The organism is Phormidesmis sp. 146-20, from assembly GCF_052939475.1.
On sequence record NZ_JBJPHT010000012.1, the window covers coordinates 70,229 to 90,945 of the forward strand.

Below are 20,717 nucleotides of genomic sequence, written 5' to 3' on the forward strand. Positions count from 1 at the left end.
ATATGGGGTCTGCTAATCACCCTACGCCAAATTGATCTCTTGTAATAACCAAAATCCAGCAAAGGCTTCTACATCAGGACTGGACTGAATCGCCAAAAAATGAACCTGCTGCGATCGCGCCTTCGACGCTTCAAACGCTTGAGCCTCCACCTTGGTTTTGGCATCAATGCTGGTGAGAATCCAGCGATCGCTAACGCCCGTTTCGAGCAGCAATCGGGTCGAAGATTCGCTGTCAAATTTAACCGCCGCCATCTCTAATCCAGACATCCAGGCCGCCATTGGCACTGCACGAGGTGAGTAGATGATCAACCCCGGAATCGGCGTGTCTGCCTCAAGTCCTGCTATCTTGACCGGAAAAGTTTCGCCAAAGTCGATCGACCATTCATTTAAGTCGTCAAAGGCACTGGCTTCGAGGGTAGCAAACGTCCATTTTTGACCAATCAGCGCATCGGGCAACGGTTGAGGAGGGGTCGTTGGAAATATGACAGAAGCGTTCTTTCCAGGCTGATAACCGGGATGTTGAGGATAAGTGGTTTCCATGCGATCGCGCAGCCATTGACTCAGAGCGATCGTGCGGCGACTCAGTTGAGAGGGAATTTCCAGATCCTTACAGGAAGTCGTGATCATGTTATTCATTGCCTGTCGAAAGAAGCGAATTTTGTCCGGCGGATTAGGCGCACGAGAAATGGCTTCCGCGATCGCCGTCTTCAACCAAACCGAATTCACCTGCGTACTCGGACAGTATTCCGAATAGCGAAACAGGGAGTCGGACATATCAATCCGAGTCGGACTTTCACAGATCAGAACCTCCCAAACTTTCTTCTTCTGATCATCCAGAATCGGACGAGAGTAATAATCGAGTTCCCAAATGGTAGTCATGATGATGAGGAAAAAGTGGTCTGGGGCGAGGATGCGTCATAAAAATCTGTCAATTCACCAACTTTCAGCGTGTTCTCCTTGAAATCGAGTAGTCAACAACATCGATAACACTAAACATTCGTAGGGTGCGTTTCACAAAGCTCAAAACACCCTATAGATAACGTTTGGTTGCACAATCCTTATAGATTGCTGCGGGCCCGATCGCTTCTCGATTCTGCTTCTTCCATGACTTGCGCCATGTTTTCGGTCATTTCTCCAGGGAAGTTTTCGAGAACTTTGGTAGACAGCGAAACGCGACCTCTGCCTTCGTCAAGATCGACAATCATCGCTTTGATCACTTGCCCAACCTCTAATAGAGACGGCAGCGACGCAATGTAGTTTTTGCTGATTTGATTGATGTGCAGCAGACCTGTCGAACCGTCGAATTCGATAAACGCGCCAAATGGTTTGAGACTGGCCACTTTGCCTTCAATCAGTTGACCGACTTGAAGCTGGCTAAAGTTTGCTGCACGAGCCGCGAGACGATTGGAGAGAACCAGCTTGTTGCGATCGCGATCTGCTTCTAAAAACGTCGCCGTCAAAGTCTGACCCTTGAGAGCATCCAGATTTTCTCGCTCAACCAAGTGCGATCGCGGAATAAACCCTCTCAATCCCTGCAAGTCAACCGTCACGCCGCCTTTATTCGTCCCAGTCACGCGCACCTGAACGCTCTGATTATTCGCCTGCATGTCTGCCAGACTATCCCAGACTTTCTTAATTTCTAGCTGGCGCAGCGAAAGGGTGACTTGTCCATTTTCATCTTGTTCACGGATGATGAGAAAGTCCCGATCTTCGTCAGTCGGCAAAACGGTCGAAACATCACTGATCTCGCGCACACTGGCTTCCTGGGCTGGTAGAAATGCCGGAGACTTGCCCCCAATGTCTATCAACGCGCCGCCGCTTTCATAGCTAAAAACTCTTCCTTGAACGATCTGCCCCTTGGCAAACTGGTAGTCGTGTTGCTCCAGGGCCTTTGCAAAATCGTCCATGGAGAAAGCTGCATCGTTCGATCGAGACTGAGTTGATTTGTTCATAACCACTGAAATGAAGCCCTCAGCGAGTGAGGTGAATTTGCTGATATTGCCAGTTTAATACGGTGAGGAGTGAGGAGTGAGGAGTTGGAAGGGTTAAGTTTTGAGCATCCAGTTCTCAATTCTGAATTTTAGTTTCATCCCTCATCCCTCCAAAAAGTTCCTTGACGTGTTCCCAGGCATCGATCGCTGCTTCTGAACTGTAATTCGATCGCTGATCACAAAAAAATCCATGCCCTGTCTCATACCGAAAAACCCGATGAGCGTCAGAACATTTCTGCAATTCCGTCTCAACCTGGTCAATTTGCTCTATCGGAATTAGCGGATCTTGGGTGCCATAGAAAGCGTAAAGCGTTCCCTGAATTTTGGAAGTGTGAGCGATCGTCGGCACCCCGCCACCCGGAGTCATCGTCGCAATGCCCGCCCCGTAAAAAGAAGCAGTAGCCTTGATTTCGGGCAGAGTTGCCGCTAAATAAGCGACGTGTCCCCCAAAGCAAAACCCGATCGCGCCAATGACATTCCCGTTTACTGAGGGCAATGTGCGAAGGTAAGCGATCGTCGCCTGAATATCACTCAACAGTTCAGTTGCTTGAGTTTGCTCTTTGTAAACTCGTCCCTGTTTCGTCTCAGATTCGCTGTAACCGATTTCAAAACCGGGAGCCGTGCGCTGAAAAATGGCAGGAGTGATCGCTACATAGCCTTCTCTGGCAAGTCGATCAGTCACGTCCCGAATATGCGAATTTACGCCAAAAATTTCTTGAATGACGACGATCGCGCCATAGGTTCCTGATGCAGATGGCTCTGCTAAATAAGCATCAATTTGTAATGATTCGTTGGAAATCTTTGTATGAGTTGCCCGGATTTCTATCTGAGTCATAAAAGCAATGAATGGTATCGTTTGAGTTAGAAACTTTATCATCATACTGATTTACTTAACTGAAGTTTTAAGCGCCGTTGAAACTGATTTGAACTCACTCTTTTAATACACACTGAAGTGTTTTTACAGCAGTTTTTATCAAGAAGATTGAGTGAAATTACCAAGCAGGCTGCCCTCTGTAGGATTGCTTAGACCAGCATAGAAGCTCAGAACAATTACTGACGATGAGAGGTAAATACAAATACAACGTAGAAAAAACACCAGACTACTTCAGAAATCAGGCATCTAAAATGGTAGGAATAGTAAGCAGATTCCAAAGGGAATCGTCACACTAAATTCATTCTTCGAGCAGTCTTGAGGCGCTGGCATGGTGCAATTTCATATTCAGCCTGATAGTGATATCCCGGCATCGACACAGCTATATAACCAAATATTGTTTGCGATCGCATCGCGACAATTTCCCCCTGGGCACCGTTTGCCAAGTACTCGTCAATTAGCCATGCAGACTGGGCTGCACCGAAACACGATTAGCAAGGTTTATCGTCAACTCGAAGAAGCAGGCGTTGTCGATGCTCAAGCGGGTTCTGGAATTTACGTTCGAGATCAAGGGCACGATGCAGGCACGATCGCAAAGTCTCCTCTGCTTGACCAATATCCGCAGGCACACAAACTGATCCAAAACAGCCTGGATGAGTTGCTCAAACAAGGGTGCTCTCTGGGTCAGGCGCGTGAGCTATTTTTGGCAGAAATGGACTGGCGACTACGCTGTAGCGCTCAAGTGTTGGTGACGACCCCCAATCACGATTTGGCCAACGGGGAAGTCATTTTGCGAGAGTTAGAAAAAGCCCTCAACATTCCGATGCAGCTTGTGCCAATGGAAGAATTGAGTCAGGTGCTTGACCAGACGCGATCGAGTACGGTGGTCACCAGTCGATACTTCATCGCGCAGGCAGAAGGAATCGCCGCTCCTCGATCAGCCCGTGTGATCCCCGTAGACATCTACGATTTTGAAAAAGAACTGAAGCTGATCAAAGGGCTACCCAAAGGGACGTGTCTAGGAATTGTGAGCTTGAGTTCTGGGACAGTGGGCGTAGCTGAGGTGATCATTCACAGCTTGCGCGGCGACGACTTACTCGTAATGACGGCTCAACTGGGTGACAAGTACAAGTTAGATGCGATCGTTCGCAGTGCCCACACGATTATTAGCGATGAGGCAAGTTATCCGACGGTTCGTGCGACCATTTCAGCCTCCAGAGATGACATTATTCGTCCACCTCAGTTGATTCGCTGCGAAAATCTGGTAGCCAGCAAGTCGATTAATTTACTCAAGCGAGAGTTGGGATTGGAGTAAGCGATCGTTTCTAATCGTGAAATTCAACATCCTCGATTTTTCAGAAAAGTCGGGGATTTTTGATTTGAGAAGTTCCACAGCGTGAGATTACTTAGAAAGACAGGATTCTCGGTTCAAAGTCCCTTACTGACGGGGGATAAGGGATTGCCCAGATTAACGTGAATTCGATAGAGTTTTTTCGCTTCGGTATTTAACGCTTCTGCCCCCCAACCCCCCAAATCTGGGGGACTTTCGGACAGGATTTCTTGCTCAAAGTCCCCCAAACTTGGGGGATTTAGGGGGCTGCCTGGAGTGATCGCCACAGCGAGGGATTTCATCGAATTGGCGTTGATTAGAGTCCGTTGCCAATTAAGATAAATGGGGCCCAATAGTAGGGATGGTCTAGGGGACTGTAGATTGGTTGAGCGCTATTTGGAGCGTTGGATTTGAGTAGTTGAGTGAGCGATCGATCGTTCTTCATCAAAGCAATCTGTGCCTGTTGTAAAGCCTCAATTTTTGTCAAATTTCCCTTTTTTAAGCGGGCATAAAAGGCATCCATCAAAACTTGAGTTCCGCCATCGTCTACTGTTCAAAGGGAAGCGATCGTGGCTTTTGCGCCTCGGTCTTGAAAAGTTTTGACAGCGCGCCCTTGATCGTTTGAAAGCTGGCGATCGCTTGTTTGCGGCTGTCGATCGCGGGTTCAAATTGGTTCTCAGCCATATAAGCCAAACCGATCAGCGTCAAGGCTTGTCCTTTGAGAAATTGAGCTTGATCACTAGGTGCTGATTTTTCTAAAGTTTTGGCGATCTCTAAGGCTTGCTGACCCGCCGCCAACGCCAACTGCAAGCGATCCGGTTTGGTCGATCGATAAACCGTCAGTCCGATCGAGAGCAGCGTCCGAGTTTCTTGTTGAGGCTTATTTTCTAACCGAAACAGCGATCGTGCTTGTTCAAATGTGGTCAGGGCTGCTTCTGGCTGATTGAGATCTCGATAGATCGACGCGATTGACCCCAACACATAAGCTTCGAGCAGGGGACGCTTTTCTTTGCGATAGATCAGCAGCGCTTGTTGATACGTCTGAAGAGCCGCGTCGAGTTGATTGAGTTGTTGATGAGTGAGGACGATCACATTCAAGGTATCCGCTTCACCGACCCGATCTGAAAGCTTTTGGCGAATCTTTAGAGCTTGCTGAAAGACAGGCAGCGCTTCACGAAACTTACCTTGATCAGAAAGCTGATTGCCTTGTTGAAATAGTTGGTCTGTCTGCGGTTTTTGGCTCTCTGCTGCGGCAGATTGGGCAGCGAAACTGGGTGTCAGCGTCAGTAATAACCTTATCAAATTCACGAAGCGATCGCTAAAATCGTGTGGTGACAGATCGGAAGATGCAGTAGATCAATTGAAAGCTTTAACCTGTCATATCCGCTCCAAAATCGATTGCCAACCAATGCAGCAAGCCTCAAAATTCCTCAAAATTTCTCAAACATCCGCTAAGTTTCAGGGGTTGAAATTGATCGATAAAGTTGATCCAAAATCTGCCCCACGATCGGACTTTTGGCCGTAAATCGAATATGAAATTTTCCCGCTTCTGGAGAAGTTTTGACCACTTTGGCATAGATATCTTCGGCTGCAATTTCTGGGCGATCGTTCATCAATAAATTAAGTTTGAGATTACTCAACGCTGTCGGAAAGGATTCCATATCTGACTCATCAAACTGTACGTCTGCCCCGCGTTCTGACAGTTGCAGGAGTCTGGCTTTTGACAGCGTTTCGTTAATGTGTTTGCCTTCTAATGGCGCATATCGAATCGGAATGGCTGCGGGTAGCGCAAAGAAATGTTCTTGATGTTGAGCGAAGGATAGATTGTATTTGCCGCCAATGCCCGCTACATCATAAAGCGAGATGGGATGCTGTACGCCCTTTGCCTGTACCTGCGTGACTCCGTTAATTTTGACCAGCGACTCCACTTCTTGAAAGGTGGATTCTGAGATTAGGGTTTGACCGCCGATCGTAAAGGATTCGATCCGATACGTTAAGTTGACATGGCTGCCGATCACACTGTATTTTGTGCGTTTTTCGGAGCCGATATTGCCCACGACGACTTCTCCAGTATTGATGCCGATACCCATTTCTAGATACGTTGACCAACCGGATTGACGCAGTTTTTCATTCACCTCCGCCATCGCTAACTGCATCGCAACAGAACACGCCACTGCTCTTACTGCATCATCCTTGCGAGTCGTCGGCGCACCAAACAAAACGAGAATGCCATCACCCATAAATTCATCAATGGTACCTTGATAAAAAGTAATCACATCTGTCATCGCTTCGAGATACACATTGAGAATCTGAACCACTTCTTCGGGAGGCAAGCGTTCTGATGTCGCCGTGAATCCTCTTAGATCAGAAGTGAGAATCGTAATCTTGCGCCGATCGCCCCCAATCTTCAACCCTTCTGGATTTTCGAGCAAGCTGGCCACGACTTGATCCGTGAGATAGCGACCAAAGGTTTTGCGAATTTCTGAAGCCATACGAGCGACATAGGCCATGACGGCGATCGACGAACCACCCAAAGCCAGCAAAGGCGGCACCACAGGCAACCACCAGCCCTGCAAAAAGGCGAAATAGCTGCCCATCACCAAGCCCCCGCCCGCTAGAAACACACTACTCGCCAACCAGGGAGTTTTGGCTTGCGATCGCTGATTCATCATATGCCGCTGCCTCCAACTCAAGACCGCCCCCAGCATCGACCAACTCACAATCCAAACAATCTCCGCCGCCTCGTCACTGGTTTTAATCAAAGGACGATCGTCCAGCGTCGCGCTCAAAATTTGGCTGACCAGATTGGCATGAATGACGACACCGGGAGTTCGTTTGGGAGCCGACAAAAAAGTGCTGCTGTAAGGCGTATAAAACAAATCTTTGAGACTTTCGGCACTGCCCCCAATCAAGACGATCCGATCGTGCATCAAGGCAGACGGAATCTGATTATTCAGCACATCAGTCATCGCGATCGTCTGAAATGGTTGAGCCTGCCCCCGATAGTTGAGCAACACCTGATAGCCCCCATCTTCTGCCCGCACATAGCCGCCATCGCTGGCTTGAAACAGAGGAAACACCGCCTTACCCAATTTCACCCGATCGTCCGCCGTCATTTCTGGCTGAATGCCCTGTTTTTGTAAGTGAAGCGCTGCCAACTTAAACCCAAAACTCAAAATGTCGTTGCCCTCTCGGTCTTGCAGATACAGCAGTCCTCGACGAATTTTGCCATCACTGTCTAGCGGCAAATCATTAGAGCCAACCTGATCGAGCTTTTTGAGAATTGGCGGCGGCGCAACTGGTGAGCTATCGGCACTTTGAGCCACTTTTTGCACCCCAACCAGATTGGGCGTTGTCTCAAAAACTCGTTTGAGCTGGCTGGCTCCTGGATTGACGGGCAAATCGCGGTAGATATCCAGTCCGATCGCGCTTGGTTTTTGCTGCTTAATCTGGGTAATCAACTGAGCCAGCGTCGCGTCTGACATCGGCCACTGTCCGACTTTTTGCACATCTGACTCATTGATTTCGACAATCACAATGCGGGAGTCGATCGCTTCTACGGGACGCATCAAAAAAAACTGATCGAGCATTGCCAATTCCAACATTTGCAGCAAGCCCGTCAACCGCAAGCCAATCACCACCCCCGCCACACCCGGAACAGCAATCAAAACTCCTCGCCATTGCCAAGCCTGCCGTTTGAGCATCGTCCACATAGGTTTGCTGCCTGTTTTAGGTCGAGTGTTCCCGATTGGAAGGGGATGAGAACGAGAAGGATAGGTGAGGGATGAGGGAATTCGATCATTTTTTGGCTTTGATTACAGAGTCAGATCGCGTCCTAAATCACCCATAAATAAGAAACTTGAACTAAAACCCTTGTCTTAAAGTCCCCAGAATTGGCAGCTTGGGGGGCAGAAGCGCCAAGCAACGAAGCAAAAAACTTCATCGGACTGACGTGATGGAAAAAGACGATCGCTCCAGTGACGGAACTCAATCGCGATCGCGGATTCTTGACGCATTTCCATAATTTGTTAGGATGATCAGCCCGTCTGATAAAATGACGGCGTTGTCACGATAAATACGGCTTTGAGTCAGTCGATCGATCTACCTAAAGTCGATGATTTTTTACAAGAACTAGCGACCATTCAGCAGACCAGTTCCAAGCGAATCGCCCTGCTGGGGTCTCGGCATGTTCCCATCACTCATCAAAACCTGATTGAAACGATGAGCTATGCGCTGGTTTTAGAAGGAAATCGTCTCATTACATCTGGGTCTACGGGTACGAATTTTGCAGCGATTCGGGGCGCTCTACGGGCTGATCCCAGTCTACTGACGGTGATCTTGCCCCAAACAATGGATCGTCAGCCTCGTGAATCTCGCGAACAGCTTGAAAACGTCATGCACCTGGTCGAAAATCCTGAGAATAATAATCTTTCTCTGGCGGAGGCCAGCGCGCTCTGTAACCAAGAAATCATTTCTCGCTGTCAGCAATTGATCTGTTTTGCCTTCCACGATAGCCAAACCCTGCTACAAACCTGCCACGATGCCGAAGATCAACGTAAGATCGTGACGTTGTTCTATTTTGACTGAGGGCTGAGAATGAGCTTGTTTGGGTTGCCTGTGCAGACGATTTTGTTGGGATCGATCGCCATCGCCGCCGTTTTGGTCTACCTGCCCTTTGGAGTGGTGGGGCTGGCTCGCGTTCAGGCGGGCTACGACAAAGAAATGATGGCGGCTCCTCGCGCTGCGCTAGAAAAATTACCTGCTTTTGGGCAACGGGCCACCTGGGCGCACGAAAATGCCTGGGAGTCGTTCACTTTGTTTAGCGTGGCGGCGTTGATGGCCTATGTCACCGGGCAAACTTCCGAAATGGCAGGCTGGACGGCGATCGCTTACTTGCCGATTCGTCTGCTCTACTCCGCCGCCTATATTCTGAATATTCCTCTGTTGCGATCGCTGATGTTTGCCAGTGGCTCTTATTGCATTGGGTCTTTGATCCTCATGAGCATTATGAGTACTCTTAAATAAGTCTGTGAATGCCCCACAATCGTCTATTTTCCTATGGCTTCTACATTTTCTTTTGATGTTGTCAGCGACTTCGATCGCCAAGAACTCGTCAACGCCGTCGATCAAACCAATCGCGAAATTATTGCTCGTTACGATCTCAAAGACACCAAAACGACGTTGGAACTGGGTGAAGAGGCGATCGTGATCAACACCGATAGCGAATTTACGCTGGACTCGATTCAAACGATTTTGCAAACCAAGGCGGCCAAGCGCAATTTGTCGCTCAAGATTTTTGACTACGGCAAGCCCGAATCCGCCAGTGGCAATCGAGTCCGCCAGGAAATCAAACTCAAAAAAGGCATTAGTTCAGAAGTCGCCAAACAAATTACGAAACTGATTCGCGACGAGTTCAAAAAGGTGCAAGGTTCGATTCAGGGCGATGCGGTGCGCGTGTCTGCCAAAGCTAAGGACGATCTGCAAGCCGTCATGCAGCGACTCAAACAAGAAGACTACCCGATGGCGTTGCAGTTCACCAATTATCGATAAGCGCATCGTGACCAAAGAACTGACATATCGGATCAGGAATTGATCCTTGCTCCGATATGTCTGCTCCGTTACGGCTATTTTCGCCGACTGTCAGCTAGAGAACTTTGGCTCTGAGCAGCGCGATCGGCAGTGACACCATTTTCTTGTAGCCAGGAACGTAAGCCCGACGGTTAAAGTTGTCGTAGCCGTTGCGCTCGATCACATCCAAAATTTGGCTATAGAGCATCAGTGCTGACCAGACGGGCAGACGGGCATCTTCACTCAGCGCCCCAATTCCACTTTCTGCCTGCACATAAAACTTCCTGGCCCGCTGAATCTGAAACTGCATCAAAGCACGCCAGCGATCGTCTACGACTCCCTTCAGCAGATCTTCTTCGGTGTAGTTAAATAACGCTAAGTCTTCTAACGGCAGGTAAATCCGACCGCGCCGAGCGTCTTCTCCCACATCGCGCAGAATGTTGGTTAACTGGTTAGCAATGCCCAGCGCGATCGCTTCCTCAACTGGATTGTGCAACGGTTTTGACTGCTCCCAGGGGGCAGTGCGCGGCGTATTGTCCATGCCCATGACCGTTGTGGACATCAGCCCGACCGTTCCGGCGACTCGATAGCAGTAGAGGTGCAACTCATCGAAGGTTTCGTAACGGCTGCGATACAGATCCATCCGTTGTCCGGCGATCATGTCTCGGAAGGGCTGAATGTCTAGCGGGTAGCGCTCTAGCGTATCGACCAGCGCCATATCGAAATGATCCTGAGGATGTCCCGCAAAAATGTTTTCTAAGCGGCGCTCCCACTGGTCGAGGGTTTCGTCGTTGGTAAGATTGGCGTTGGGGCCGTCTACCAGTTCGTCAGTGCGACGGCACCAAACGTAGATTGCCCAGATTGCCCGACGTTTTGCCGCCGACATTAGAAGCGTTCCTAGATAGAACGTTTTGGAGTACTTCGCCGTGATTTGGCGGCAGTGTTCGTAAGCGTCTTCCACGGAAGCCAGTGTTCTCAAGCAGGAAGTGGTTGGTTCGGGCAATTGCAGCATTCTGATGCAGTCTGGAAGGTTGACAAAGCGCGAATTGCTAAGGAGTCGTGACCAGTGGTCGCTGCTCAGTAGAGACAGCCAGAGAGTCGGCGTTTGAAATCGCTTGCGCTGTCAGCTTACCAGAAAGTACGGCACCTTCCATACTGCCTAAATATCTCTGCATCGTATAACTTCCGGATAGAAAGAAATTTTGGATGGGAGTCGCCTGGTCTGGACGATAAGCTTGGCGGCCAGGACTGGCAGTATAGACCGATCGCGGCGTTTTCACCACTCGATATTTTCGCAGCTTGGCGGGGTTTTCGGTCTTAAAGTGCTGCGGGAAGAGTTTTTCGATTTCCAGCATGGTAGCGGCGATAATCGCTTCGTCAGACTTATCAATCCAATCTTTGGCGGGGGCAAGGACGAGTTCTAGCATGGAGCGATCGGGGTCTTCATACTCCTTGCAGGTGACACTCATATCGGCATAGACGCTGAGAAGCTCTGACCGCGAAAAGAGAAGCTGGTCGATGTCGGTGAGCTTGCGATCAAACCACAGATGCAGATTGATCACCGGAACGCCTTCCAAACCATCCAGCTTTTGAAAGAACTCTAATGACTTCCAGCTTTCAGGTCTGAGAACCTTCATCACATCGACCGACATGGCCGAAACGTAAGCATCCGCCGTGATCACGTCATCGGGTGCGCCATCCAGCCCGCGAATTGCAAAGCCTCGAACCGTATTATCCGAATTGAGCAAAATCTCTTTGAGCGGCTTTTTGAGATGCACTTCTCCGCCGCGATCGGTGACGTAATCGACGATCGGCTGACACAACCGTTCTGTTGGCGACCCGTCTAAGAAGGCAATTTTGGAGCCATACCGCTCTTGCAGAAAGCGATTGAGGGCGGTGAGCAAAATGGTCGAAGAGACTTCATCAGGATTGATAAACGTCAAAGCCTTGGTTGCGGCAATAAAAATATCGCTGTTGACCTTTTCATCAATGCCCTGCCGTTCCAGCCATTCTAAAAAGCTGTATTTGTCCATGTCTTCGACATATTTTTGACCGCGAATGATCGCAGGCAATAGCCCCCAGGCAAATCGAATTTTTTGCTCCCAGGTGAGCATGTCGTTGTTGTTGATGATCGAGGCAATCACATTGAAGGGCGCAGGAATGTCAGGCACATCAAAGCGAGACAACACGCCTGGCTTTTCGGGTTGATTGAAGATCAGCGTGTGCTGTTTCCACTGAAGGCGATCGAGAATATCTAACTCACCCATTAGCTGAAGCATGTTGGGATATGCACCAAAAAAGGCGTGCAATCCAGTCTCATACCAGTCTCCGTCTTCATCTTTCCAGGCAGCTACTAGCCCACCCAATACATCGCGGCTTTCTAGGACGATTGGCGTATGACCCGCATCGACTAGATATTTTGCACAGGACAGCCCTGCCAAGCCCGCTCCGGCGATCGCAACACGCATGTAGTCTCTTTAGGAATGCTTCATGGTTTATTCGTTCCAATTATAAGTTGCAAACCGTTACATTTTTTGTGCGTTGAGCAGGATTGTTGGCAAAGAAAGCTGTAGATTCCGTTCAGTCAGAGAAGCGGCGACGAGTTGAGCAGTCTTTTTTGGCGAAATTTGAATTCGTTTGAGACAAAAGAGCCAGCAAATTTCCCCCTTTCACTTGACTTCCGTGAGGGTTAACTATAAAAATCAGGTGAAGATTAAACGCTTGACTTGGATCGACCAGACTGGTCGGGGTAGTATACCAGCGTCTCAACTGAGGCGTTTGGGCAAGGGCAGTTTCAGTGTTACTTATTTAATTTTTTGGAGCTTTAGTCGCGCTCTACACTCAAGCTGTACTGATCGCCCGCAGGGTGCTTCTTGACAACATCTACAAGTTCAACATCTACAAGTTCAACATCTACGACAAGCTCAACCTCTACAAGTTCAAACCCTCAACTAATTCGACCTGAAAAAACTTGTGTACTGGTTGAGGACAATCTTGAGGACAGTTTTGCGAACACGACTAATCCGTTAACTTACTGAACGTTTCTCTGTCGATCGGCCGAAACCCGCGTCGAAAAAGCCGTACTTACGCACTTTACTAATTTATCGTGTGTCGAAAAAGACACTGTGCTAGATTCCTTATGGCTTTTTCCCAAAGCGCCAGCCTTAGTCAATTTGAATGTGTTCCCATTCAGAGACTCAGCTAAGTAAACTTCTCACGAGGAAAAGCATTGTGTCAGATCTCAATCTCGGTATCCAGACGGATAGCCGCAGCGTTAGCCTGCAAACCAATCCTGCTGGGGCCAGTTCGATCGCAACTACACCCAACGCCCTATTCCCAGAAGATAGAGTAGCGGCGGTCTCCAGTTCTTCTACCCTGGGGATGATTGGAGTCAGTGCCGAATATTTTGACGATGATAATTTTACCGATTCTAAGTTGGTTCGCACCGATCGCACGATCGATTTTGATTGGGGCAGCGGTTCGCCGAGTCCTCAAATTGCGTCAGATTCTTTCTCGGTGCGCTGGTCGGGTCAAATCCAACCGACAGAATCAGCAACCTACACGTTCTATACCCAATCGGATGACAGCGTTCGCTTGTGGGTCAACGGCCAACTGCTGATCGATCATTGGCAAGGCCATGCCGTCACCGAAGACCGGGGCACGATCGACCTCTCCGCTGGGCAAAAATACGCCCTAAAAATGGAGTATCGCGAAGCGGGCGGCAACGCCCTGGCCAAACTGTTGTGGTCAAGTCCGACTCAACCCAAACAGGTGATTCCTGAGAGTCAGTTTTCGATTTCTGGAGGGGCCATTGCCGCCAGCAAAAGCCCGTCAGAAATGGCCAAAAGCGCCGATTCTTTTATCGACTCGGTAGGAATTGTGACGCATCTGCGCTACACCGACACCAGCTATGCCCGATTTGGTGATGTAGTCGAGCCGAGACTGCGAGAATTAGGCATTCGGCATGTTCGCGATGGCGGCAATGATGCGGGCATGTTTGACAAGCTCAATCGATTGGCTCAGTTTGGCATCCGATCGACGCTGGTGATGGACGCTCGCGACGGAGTGACCCCTGATAATGCCGTCGAACTGCTCAAAAAAGTTACGTCTTCTGTGATTGCAGTCGAAGGCCCTAATGAGTGGGATGTCAACACCGGATTGACCTACAAAGGCAAATCCTTCCCGGATGGCGTGCGTGACTATCAGACCGATCTGTACAAGGCGATCAAAGGCAATGCGGCAACGTCTCATCTCCCGGTGATTGCGCCATCGCTGGCGATTCCAGAATATGGGTCGCGCCTCGGCTCGCTCAAATCGGTGGTGGATATGGGCAATATGCACAGCTACGCAGGGGGCAATCTCCCGGCTCAAGATCTCGATTGGCGATGGATATCTCATACAAAGCAGGTTTCAGAAGATGAGCCGATCGTAGTCACAGAAACCGGATGGCATACTGCAATCAACGACACCCAGGCTAGTCAAAAAGGCGTTTCAGAACAGGTGGCGGCGAAGTACGTTCCTCGGCTCTTTTTGGAATATTTCAATCGAGGCATCCAGCGTACGTTTCTATACGAACTGATGGACGAGCGGCCCCAGCCTGACCAAGAAAATAATTTTGGGTTGATTCGATCGGATGGTACACCAAAACCTGCGTTCTACTCGCTCAAAAATCTGATGAGTCTGCTCAATGATGCTCAAGGCAGTAAGGCTTCGGGAGGCTTAAACTACTCCTTGGCGGGCAATACTCAAAATGTGCGTCATACGCTGTTGCAAAAGAGCAGTGGTGAGTTTTATCTCGTGTTGTGGTCTGATGTGGTGAGTGCAGATACGGCGGTCAATCAATCTGTGACGCTGAATTTGTCGAGTCCGATCAAGCAGGCGGCGACTTATTTGACCAATCAATCGATCGACCCCACCGGAACGTTTGCCGCACCCACTCAATTAGCGCTGAATGTTCCCGATTCGCCGCTGGTTGTCAAGCTCACGCCTGGATAGTGAGTTGTCTAGTTGACGTGAATTCGACCCCTTACGGTCACTCGAAGAGATTGAGTTTTTTCGCTGCGGCATTTTGTGCGTCTGCTCTACAACCCCTCACTGTGAGGGACTTTCAGACAAGATTTTTAGTTCAACGTCTGTCACTTGTAGGGAGTTTAGTTAGCTTGCTAAATTCACAGCCGCAGCGAATCACTTCATCCAATTCACGTCTTAAAGTCAAACGTCCATTTCGCTAATTTGACGCACGACGTAATCAAATGGCTCATCAATAAAGGTAGCGTTTTCAATTCCTGCGGATTGTACTTGCTGCTTGACTCCATCTCTCATCAGTTGCACACTTCGAGCCGTCGGCCCCAGTGGAATTCCTAAAGAGTTAAAGGTTTCCTTGAGTCCTGCCAGGAGCCGCTCATCAAGAACACTGTTGTCGCCTGTCAGCAGCGCATAGGTGCAATAGCGCAAAAAATAGCCCATATCACGAACGTACATATTGTAGCGACGAGTGGTATAGGCATTGCCGCCCGGTTGGACTAGCTCAGGCTGCTCTTGAAACAATTGACTAATGGCTTGCTTGATGATTTCGGCGGACTTAGAACTGACGATCGCCACCACTTGGACTCTAGTCGTCCCTGTCGTGAGAAAGCCTTTGAGTGGCTCGACAATATTGCGATCGGCGAGGCTATCAGTCAAATTAAACGGATTAACGACGCTGACTACTTTATCCTGCATAAGATTCCTCTTCTAAAAATGTGTGAACCCAAGGTCGCTCATGAATAGTCGATCGATGCAGTCAAAGGGGTTCTCAAGCCCTCTAAACTTGAACTTACCATATTCAGTCAGGGTTTCAAGTTCAAGCTACTTAATGTAACATCCAGCGTTTAGATCGAGAATTTGGCGTTGCTGATTGGAGGGATGACTCTGTAGGAAGTGTCCATCTTTTCGCCCCCTAAATCCCCCAAAATTGGGGGACTTTGAACCTTGGGGTTTCCCTCCGCTTTGGGGCAATTCATCCCCTGATTCAGCAACGCCGAGAATTTTAGATTGAGAAAGCTACGCATAAAAAACGACCCTTGCGGCAACTGCGAAGCAGATCGCTCCCTAAAGAACGATCGCTTCACTTCATTCAAATCAGACTATTTGATCAACCCCAATACAGGGGCAGGCTTAGAGTCGGCAATTTGCGAATTCCACACGCTCGCGTAGATCTGAGGGTTGGTTTCTGCAATTTGACGATAAGACTCACGCATCTGAGCATTCAGCGCCACCGTCTTCACGTCATACATCTGCGTCGCCAACTTGGGATAGAACCCAAACGCCACAATCAGCGACAAAAAGCAAGCTGCAATAAAGATCTCACGAGGATTGGCATCCTCAAACTTGGCCTCGGTCGGTAGTTCACAGTTGTTACCAAAACAAGCCGCTTCGTCATTGCCCTGAGCCTTGAGATCGACATCGCCCAACTCACAAGACGGCGAGATGTCACACATTTGATCGGCACTCGACCCATAAAACACCTGCCGCAGCATCGAGAGCAGATAAATCGGAGTCAAAATCACCCCCACAGCGGAGAGAAACACTGTCACCGTGCGGAAAGTCGAACTGTAGATGTCAGTCGTCGTCATGCCGACAAAGACGGCGATTTCACTCGCAAACCCACTCATTCCAGGCAGTGCCAGCGAGGCCATGGCGGCGATCGTAAACAGCGCAAACACTTTGGGCATGGCCTGACCGATTCCGCCCATTTGATTCATCATCATGGTGTGAGTGCGATCGTAGGTGACCCCCGCCAAAAAGAACAGCACCGACGCAATCAGTCCGTGAGAAATCATTTGCAGCAGCGCCCCACTCACACCCACATCGCTATAGGATGCAATGCCGATCAGCACAAAGCCCATGTGCGACACAGATGAGTAAGCCAATCGCCGCTTCATATTCGTTTGAGCAAACGAATTCAATCCGCCGTAGATCACATTCACCACGCCCAGGATGGCCATAACGGGCGCAAAATAAACGTGAGCATTGGGCAACAGTTCTAGATTTAAGCGAATCAGTCCATAGCCGCCCATCTTGAGCAATACACCCGCCAAAATCATTGAGACGGGAGACGAGGCTTCACCGTGCGCGTCAGGCAGCCAGGTATGCAGCGGGAAGACCGCCAGCTTTACGCCAAACGCAATCAGCAACCCTGCATATAGCAACAGTTCCAACGTTAGCGGAAACTCTTTGAGCCGAAGTTCTGCAATATCAAAGGTAATCGAGTTGCCATAAAAGGCCATCGCCAGCGCAGCTACCAAAATGAAGATAGAAGCAACGGCGGTATACATCAAAAACTTAGTGGCCGCATAGCGCCGATTTTGTCCGCCCCAGATACAAACCAGCAGATAAACCGGGACTAGCTCGACCTCCCACATGATGAAGAACAGCAGCAAGTCTTGAGCCACAAATACGCCCACCTGAGCGGCATACAGCACCAGCATCAGCGCGTAAAACAATCGAGGTCTACGATCGACCCGCCAGGCCGCCAACATCGAAAGCGTCGTGACAAACCCAGCTAATAAAACCAGGGGAGCGGACAAGCCATCGATCGAGACTGTCCAATTGAGTCCAAGCTGCGGCATCCAGGCGAAGGTTTCCACCAGTTGGAACGTCGCACTGCTGGCATCATAATGATTCCAAAAGGTGTAGCACATCAAAGCAAAGTCCGCGATTCCTACACCGAGGGCATACCAGCGCACAAGCTTGCCGCTTTTGTCAGGCAGCAACGGAATGAGCATGGAAGCAATGAGTGGCAGCAGGACGATCGTTGTCAACCAAGGAAATTGATCCATCATGGCGATAAGAATAAATACCTATCTGTTTAATGAGAATATCTTACTAAACTTTGTGAAGCACTATTCATAAATCCTTCGCTACAGAAGGATGCAGATAGATCTATGGAATGTCAAACCATCACCATCCAGAGGATGAGCAGTGTCAATAAGTATAAAAGCCTAAGAAAAAGTGAAAAAACCTTGATCTGTTCAGCAAAAAATTTACATTTCTACAAAGTGAGTTTTGTTTTACCCCGATCGTTGGAATGCAATGGAAAGGTTACGCTCAGAAGATCTTCTTGCCCGCTATGCTCAAGGAGAACGGAAGTTTGAGTCCCACAGCTTAGAGGAAGCTCATCTGTTTGAGGCAGTTTTACCAGGGATTAATTTGTGCAGAAGTTGTCTCAATCAGGCTTATTTGCCCTACGCCAACCTCAGTCAGGCAAACCTCAAAGCCTCCCAAATGCAGAATGCCGAACTTGGCAACGCTCAACTCTATCAAGCAAACTTATCGGATGCTGACTTGCGGAAGATCAACCTGTCGCGCGCTGATTTATGTTTTGCAAACTTGAGCGGGGCTGACCTGTCGGGTGCCAATTTACAGGGCGCAAACTTATACAATGCTGATTTGAGTTATGCCAATTTGACGAATGCAGATCTAAGTCGATCGAACCTCAAACAAGCCAACCTCACAGGCACAAACCTCAGCGGCACCAATCTATTTCGCGCGACAGAAGCTGATCTGTCAGACGCGCAAATTGACCAAACGACAATCTATCCGGATGGACATCGGATGAGGGATGAGGGATGAATAAGCTCTCTGTCTGTTCTTTAGGAATTGTGAATTACATAATCTCCAACAAATAATGACTGTCTAAATAAAATTCTCCTCTGTAGTTTAGACATGTTAACTCTCACCTGAATTCGATAAGATCCTTCGCTGTAATCCTCCAGTCGAGAACGTTCCTGAATCTCCAATCCATGAGGGATTTTGAACCGCGAATCCTATCTAAAAGTCTTCCGGAGTTGGGAAGTTAGAGGGCAAAATCTCTAAAAATCTCTAAGTAATGCAGCGAAAAAACTTCATCGAAAGGACGCTAACTTCCCGACCTCAATTTGGTAAAGGAGACCCGATTTGGCTGAGATTGAGAACGTGTCCACCCGTCACTAGGTACACAGGATGGGCGATCGCTCCGACTTGTCTGACCACCATTCCCAAACGATCGCGAAACAGCCGCCCGATCGGGTAAGCAGGCACCACGCCCCATCCCGCCTCTTCTGCCACCAAAATAATTGTGCTCTCCGCTTGTTTGAGGCTTTGTAGCAAAGTTTCCAACGTCTGTTGCCAAACTTCAGCATCTTGCTCCAGCAGATTCGCCAACCAGGTGCCTAATGAATCGATCAGCAAACACTCCGTAGCCGTAGAGTCTTGAATCGTTTTAGCAAGGTTGATCGGAACCTGCAACGTCTTCCAACTGTCGGGACGGCGCTGTTGATGTTGCTCAATTCTGGCTTGCCACTCGCGATCGTCCTCATTCAACTGAGCCGTCGCCACATAGATCACAGATTTTTGAGACTGCATCGCCAGAGACTCTGCCCATTCACTCTTGCCCGATCGAGCGGGCCCAGTGACTAGAATAATCTTGGGTGTGAATTCTGGCATAAATCCTTTAATTCAGTAATTCAGATAAATGATGCAGTGGAAATTTGCGGCTCGATCGCTCTGTCTCCTATTATTGGCAAGTTTAGCGGCTTGTGATGCCCTATCGATCGGACAAACGATCAAGCAACCGCCCTCCAAAAATTCGGTCTCGCCTTCCCCCGCTCAGGTTGCTCAAAGTCCTGCTAGTCGTCCCGCCAACGCCATTCGGACAGAACCCCTATCTCCTCAGCCAATTCGGATTACGATCGACCAGCTTCCTCAGCCCTACGCCAGCGAAAGCGCCTCAAAATCGCCCCGCGTCGTCCCCGTTCCCAACAATCCGATTTTGAGCGTGCCGCCCGGATTTGTGGTAAATGTCTTTGCAGAAGGGCTAAACCGCCCACGCTGGCTGGCCTTGACTCCATCAGGAGATGTCTTGGTCACCGAAACGCCTGACAATCAAATTCGACTGTTGCGCGATGCCAATGGGGATGGAGTAGCAGAAGTCAAAAAAACCTTCGCAACCGCAAGCAATGGGTTAAATCGTCCGCTTGGGATGGCTTTTGCAGGAGATTCTTTTTTTCTGGGCAACACCGATGCCGTTCTCAAATTTCCCTACCAGAAAGGACAAGAACAAATCACGGGCACCGGGCAACAAATCGCTGACCTCCCCGCCCAAGGCTACAACAATCACTGGACAAGAAATGTCGTCGCTGCCCCCGATGGCAAACGGCTGTTTGTCTCGATCGGTTCTGGCACCAATGTCGATCAAGAACCGCTCCCCCGCGCCTCCGTGCAAGTGATGAATCTCGACGGATCAGGTCGCCAAAACTTTGCCTCCGGACTTCGCAACCCGGTCGGCTTGGACTTTCACCCACAGACTCAAGAACTCTACACCACCGTCAATGAGCGCGATGGACTGGGAGACGAACTGGTGCCCGACTATCTAACTCGCATTCGATCGGGTGAGTTTTACGGCTGGCCTTACGCCTATTTGAGAAACGATCGCCTCGATCCCCGTCAGGCGCAAAATGGTAAAAGCGTTCGTCCCGATCTGGCCAGCAAAACTCGCACCCCAGATGTTTTGTTTGAGGCGCATTCTGCCGCTCTAGGATTGAGCTTTTATGACGGCAAAACCTTTCCTCAAAAATATCGCAACGGAGCATTTGCCGCCTTTAGAGGGTCATGGAATCGCAGCCAGGGCACCGGATACAAAATTGTCTTCGTCCCCTTTAACGCAGAAGGTCGTCCCCAGGGCTATTACGAAGATTTTGTCACAGGCTTCCTGCTCGATCCCACCGCTCCGACAACCTGGGGCCGACCCGTTGGATTGTTGACCCTTCCAGACGGCAGCCTCTTGTTTACGGAAGAAGGGAACGATCGGATTTACCGCGTTCAATATCAGGGATGAGGGAGAACTTCGATGATCTGTTCCCCTTCGGGGGTAATCCGCTTCGCGTGAGGGATGAGGGGTGAAGAGCTTTGATTTGAATGCGTTTCAGTCTTTGGACTT

19 protein-coding genes are annotated in these 20,717 nt (G+C 49.4%); 7 read left to right on the plus strand and 12 right to left on the minus strand.

What is annotated here, in order from left to right:
• Nucleotides 1–21: 21 nt before the first annotated feature.
• The 3 genes from ACKFKH_RS12355 to ACKFKH_RS12365 form a co-directional block, all read right to left on the minus strand.
• Complete coding sequence (locus tag ACKFKH_RS12355; protein ID WP_446858598.1) at nucleotides 22–879, minus strand: Tab2 family RNA-binding protein; 858 nt, start codon at nucleotides 877–879, stop codon at nucleotides 22–24.
• Nucleotides 880–1,058: 179 nt separating this feature from the next.
• Complete coding sequence (locus ACKFKH_RS12360; protein ID WP_446858599.1) at nucleotides 1,059–1,907, minus strand: S1 RNA-binding domain-containing protein; 849 nt, start codon at nucleotides 1,905–1,907, stop codon at nucleotides 1,059–1,061.
• A gap of 160 nt (nucleotides 1,908–2,067) precedes the next feature.
• Nucleotides 2,068–2,826 carry a dienelactone hydrolase family protein gene (locus ACKFKH_RS12365; RefSeq protein WP_446858600.1) on the minus strand — a complete coding sequence of 253 codons (759 nt, stop codon included), beginning with the start codon at nucleotides 2,824–2,826 and terminating at the stop codon, nucleotides 2,068–2,070.
• Between the two features lie 367 nt (nucleotides 2,827–3,193).
• Here ACKFKH_RS12365 and ACKFKH_RS12370 point away from each other — a divergent pair, with 367 nt between their 5' ends.
• Entirely contained in the window at nucleotides 3,194–4,177 is a 984-nt protein-coding gene (locus ACKFKH_RS12370; protein ID WP_446858601.1) for a GntR family transcriptional regulator, read from the plus strand.
• Nucleotides 4,178–4,290: 113 nt separating this feature from the next.
• On the opposite strand, the gene ACKFKH_RS12375 is transcribed toward ACKFKH_RS12370, so the two are convergent.
• The 4 genes from ACKFKH_RS12375 to ACKFKH_RS12390 form a co-directional block, all read right to left on the minus strand.
• The gene (locus ACKFKH_RS12375; protein ID WP_446858602.1) at nucleotides 4,291–4,494 is read right to left on the minus strand and encodes a hypothetical protein; all 204 of its coding nucleotides are present in this window, start codon (nucleotides 4,492–4,494) and stop codon (nucleotides 4,291–4,293) included.
• A gap of 14 nt (nucleotides 4,495–4,508) precedes the next feature.
• A complete protein-coding gene (locus tag ACKFKH_RS12380; protein WP_446858603.1) occupies nucleotides 4,509–4,715 on the minus strand; it encodes a CHAT domain-containing protein in 207 nt (68 codons plus the stop codon).
• Nucleotides 4,716–4,738: 23 nt separating this feature from the next.
• On the minus strand, nucleotides 4,739–5,500 hold the full coding sequence (locus ACKFKH_RS12385) for a tetratricopeptide repeat protein (protein ID WP_446858604.1): 762 nt from the start codon (nucleotides 5,498–5,500) through the stop codon (nucleotides 4,739–4,741).
• A gap of 143 nt (nucleotides 5,501–5,643) precedes the next feature.
• Entirely contained in the window at nucleotides 5,644–7,905 is a 2,262-nt protein-coding gene (locus tag ACKFKH_RS12390) for a CHASE2 domain-containing protein (protein WP_446858605.1), read from the minus strand.
• A gap of 370 nt (nucleotides 7,906–8,275) precedes the next feature.
• On the opposite strand from ACKFKH_RS12390, the gene ACKFKH_RS12395 reads away from it, so the two are divergent.
• Genes ACKFKH_RS12395 through ACKFKH_RS12405 form a run of 3 tightly spaced genes read left to right on the plus strand, consistent with a single transcriptional unit; the run spans nucleotide 8,276 to nucleotide 9,742 of the window.
• Nucleotides 8,276–8,779, plus strand: coding sequence for a DNA recombination-mediator protein A (locus tag ACKFKH_RS12395; protein ID WP_446858606.1), 504 nt, complete (start codon nucleotides 8,276–8,278; stop codon nucleotides 8,777–8,779).
• Nucleotides 8,780–8,788: 9 nt separating this feature from the next.
• Complete coding sequence (locus ACKFKH_RS12400; RefSeq protein WP_446858607.1) at nucleotides 8,789–9,217, plus strand: MAPEG family protein; 429 nt, start codon at nucleotides 8,789–8,791, stop codon at nucleotides 9,215–9,217.
• A gap of 33 nt (nucleotides 9,218–9,250) precedes the next feature.
• Nucleotides 9,251–9,742, plus strand: a complete 492-nt coding sequence (locus tag ACKFKH_RS12405) for a YajQ family cyclic di-GMP-binding protein (protein ID WP_446858608.1) — start codon at nucleotides 9,251–9,253, stop codon at nucleotides 9,740–9,742.
• A 94-nt stretch (nucleotides 9,743–9,836) separates the two neighbouring features.
• Here the strand turns inward: ACKFKH_RS12405 and crtB are convergent, their stop codons facing one another.
• Nucleotides 9,837–10,772: a 15-cis-phytoene synthase CrtB gene (gene crtB / locus ACKFKH_RS12410; RefSeq protein ID WP_446858609.1), complete on the minus strand. Its 936-nt coding sequence runs from the start codon at nucleotides 10,770–10,772 to the stop codon at nucleotides 9,837–9,839.
• Nucleotides 10,773–10,809: 37 nt separating this feature from the next.
• Nucleotides 10,810–12,228 carry a 15-cis-phytoene desaturase gene (gene pds / locus ACKFKH_RS12415; protein WP_446858610.1) on the minus strand — a complete coding sequence of 473 codons (1,419 nt, stop codon included), beginning with the start codon at nucleotides 12,226–12,228 and terminating at the stop codon, nucleotides 10,810–10,812.
• A gap of 763 nt (nucleotides 12,229–12,991) precedes the next feature.
• On the opposite strand from pds, the gene ACKFKH_RS12420 reads away from it, so the two are divergent.
• The gene (locus ACKFKH_RS12420) at nucleotides 12,992–14,755 is read left to right on the plus strand and encodes a PA14 domain-containing protein (protein ID WP_446858611.1); all 1,764 of its coding nucleotides are present in this window, start codon (nucleotides 12,992–12,994) and stop codon (nucleotides 14,753–14,755) included.
• A gap of 216 nt (nucleotides 14,756–14,971) precedes the next feature.
• Here ACKFKH_RS12420 and ACKFKH_RS12425 read toward each other — a convergent pair whose 3' ends face one another.
• Nucleotides 14,972–15,481 (minus strand): allophycocyanin subunit beta, encoded by a 510-nt coding sequence (locus tag ACKFKH_RS12425; RefSeq protein WP_446858612.1) that lies wholly within the window; start codon nucleotides 15,479–15,481, stop codon nucleotides 14,972–14,974.
• A 404-nt stretch (nucleotides 15,482–15,885) separates the two neighbouring features.
• Nucleotides 15,886–17,583: an NAD(P)H-quinone oxidoreductase subunit 4 gene (locus tag ACKFKH_RS12430; RefSeq protein ID WP_446858613.1), complete on the minus strand. Its 1,698-nt coding sequence runs from the start codon at nucleotides 17,581–17,583 to the stop codon at nucleotides 15,886–15,888.
• Between the two features lie 250 nt (nucleotides 17,584–17,833).
• Between ACKFKH_RS12430 and ACKFKH_RS12435 the strand changes: the two genes are divergently transcribed.
• Complete coding sequence (locus ACKFKH_RS12435; RefSeq protein WP_446858614.1) at nucleotides 17,834–18,373, plus strand: pentapeptide repeat-containing protein; 540 nt, start codon at nucleotides 17,834–17,836, stop codon at nucleotides 18,371–18,373.
• Between the two features lie 300 nt (nucleotides 18,374–18,673).
• Here the strand turns inward: ACKFKH_RS12435 and cobU are convergent, their stop codons facing one another.
• Nucleotides 18,674–19,225, minus strand: a complete 552-nt coding sequence (gene cobU, locus ACKFKH_RS12440) for a bifunctional adenosylcobinamide kinase/adenosylcobinamide-phosphate guanylyltransferase (RefSeq protein ID WP_446858615.1) — start codon at nucleotides 19,223–19,225, stop codon at nucleotides 18,674–18,676.
• A gap of 31 nt (nucleotides 19,226–19,256) precedes the next feature.
• Between cobU and ACKFKH_RS12445 the strand changes: the two genes are divergently transcribed.
• The gene (locus ACKFKH_RS12445; protein ID WP_446858616.1) at nucleotides 19,257–20,615 is read left to right on the plus strand and encodes a PQQ-dependent sugar dehydrogenase; all 1,359 of its coding nucleotides are present in this window, start codon (nucleotides 19,257–19,259) and stop codon (nucleotides 20,613–20,615) included.
• Nucleotides 20,616–20,717 lie beyond the last annotated feature (102 nt).

Coding starts and splice junctions, on each gene's coding strand:
- ACKFKH_RS12355 (WP_446858598.1), bottom strand. CDS start 879: ATGACTACCATTTGGGAACTCGATTATTACTCTCGTCCGATTCTGGAT.
- ACKFKH_RS12360 (WP_446858599.1), bottom strand. CDS start 1,907: ATGGACGATTTTGCAAAGGCCCTGGAGCAACACGACTACCAGTTTGCC.
- ACKFKH_RS12365 (WP_446858600.1), bottom strand. CDS start 2,826: ATGACTCAGATAGAAATCCGGGCAACTCATACAAAGATTTCCAACGAA.
- ACKFKH_RS12370 (WP_446858601.1), top strand. CDS start 3,194: ATGGTGCAATTTCATATTCAGCCTGATAGTGATATCCCGGCATCGACA.
- ACKFKH_RS12375 (WP_446858602.1), bottom strand. CDS start 4,494: ATGAAATCCCTCGCTGTGGCGATCACTCCAGGCAGCCCCCTAAATCCC.
- ACKFKH_RS12380 (WP_446858603.1), bottom strand. CDS start 4,715: ATGGATGCCTTTTATGCCCGCTTAAAAAAGGGAAATTTGACAAAAATT.
- ACKFKH_RS12390 (WP_446858605.1), bottom strand. CDS start 7,905: ATGTGGACGATGCTCAAACGGCAGGCTTGGCAATGGCGAGGAGTTTTG.
- ACKFKH_RS12400 (WP_446858607.1), top strand. CDS start 8,789: ATGAGCTTGTTTGGGTTGCCTGTGCAGACGATTTTGTTGGGATCGATC.
- ACKFKH_RS12405 (WP_446858608.1), top strand. CDS start 9,251: ATGGCTTCTACATTTTCTTTTGATGTTGTCAGCGACTTCGATCGCCAA.
- crtB (WP_446858609.1), bottom strand. CDS start 10,772: ATGCTGCAATTGCCCGAACCAACCACTTCCTGCTTGAGAACACTGGCT.
- pds (WP_446858610.1), bottom strand. CDS start 12,228: ATGCGTGTTGCGATCGCCGGAGCGGGCTTGGCAGGGCTGTCCTGTGCA.
- ACKFKH_RS12425 (WP_446858612.1), bottom strand. CDS start 15,481: ATGCAGGATAAAGTAGTCAGCGTCGTTAATCCGTTTAATTTGACTGAT.
- ACKFKH_RS12430 (WP_446858613.1), bottom strand. CDS start 17,583: ATGATGGATCAATTTCCTTGGTTGACAACGATCGTCCTGCTGCCACTC.
- ACKFKH_RS12435 (WP_446858614.1), top strand. CDS start 17,834: ATGGAAAGGTTACGCTCAGAAGATCTTCTTGCCCGCTATGCTCAAGGA.
- cobU (WP_446858615.1), bottom strand. CDS start 19,225: ATGCCAGAATTCACACCCAAGATTATTCTAGTCACTGGGCCCGCTCGA.
- ACKFKH_RS12445 (WP_446858616.1), top strand. CDS start 19,257: ATGCAGTGGAAATTTGCGGCTCGATCGCTCTGTCTCCTATTATTGGCA.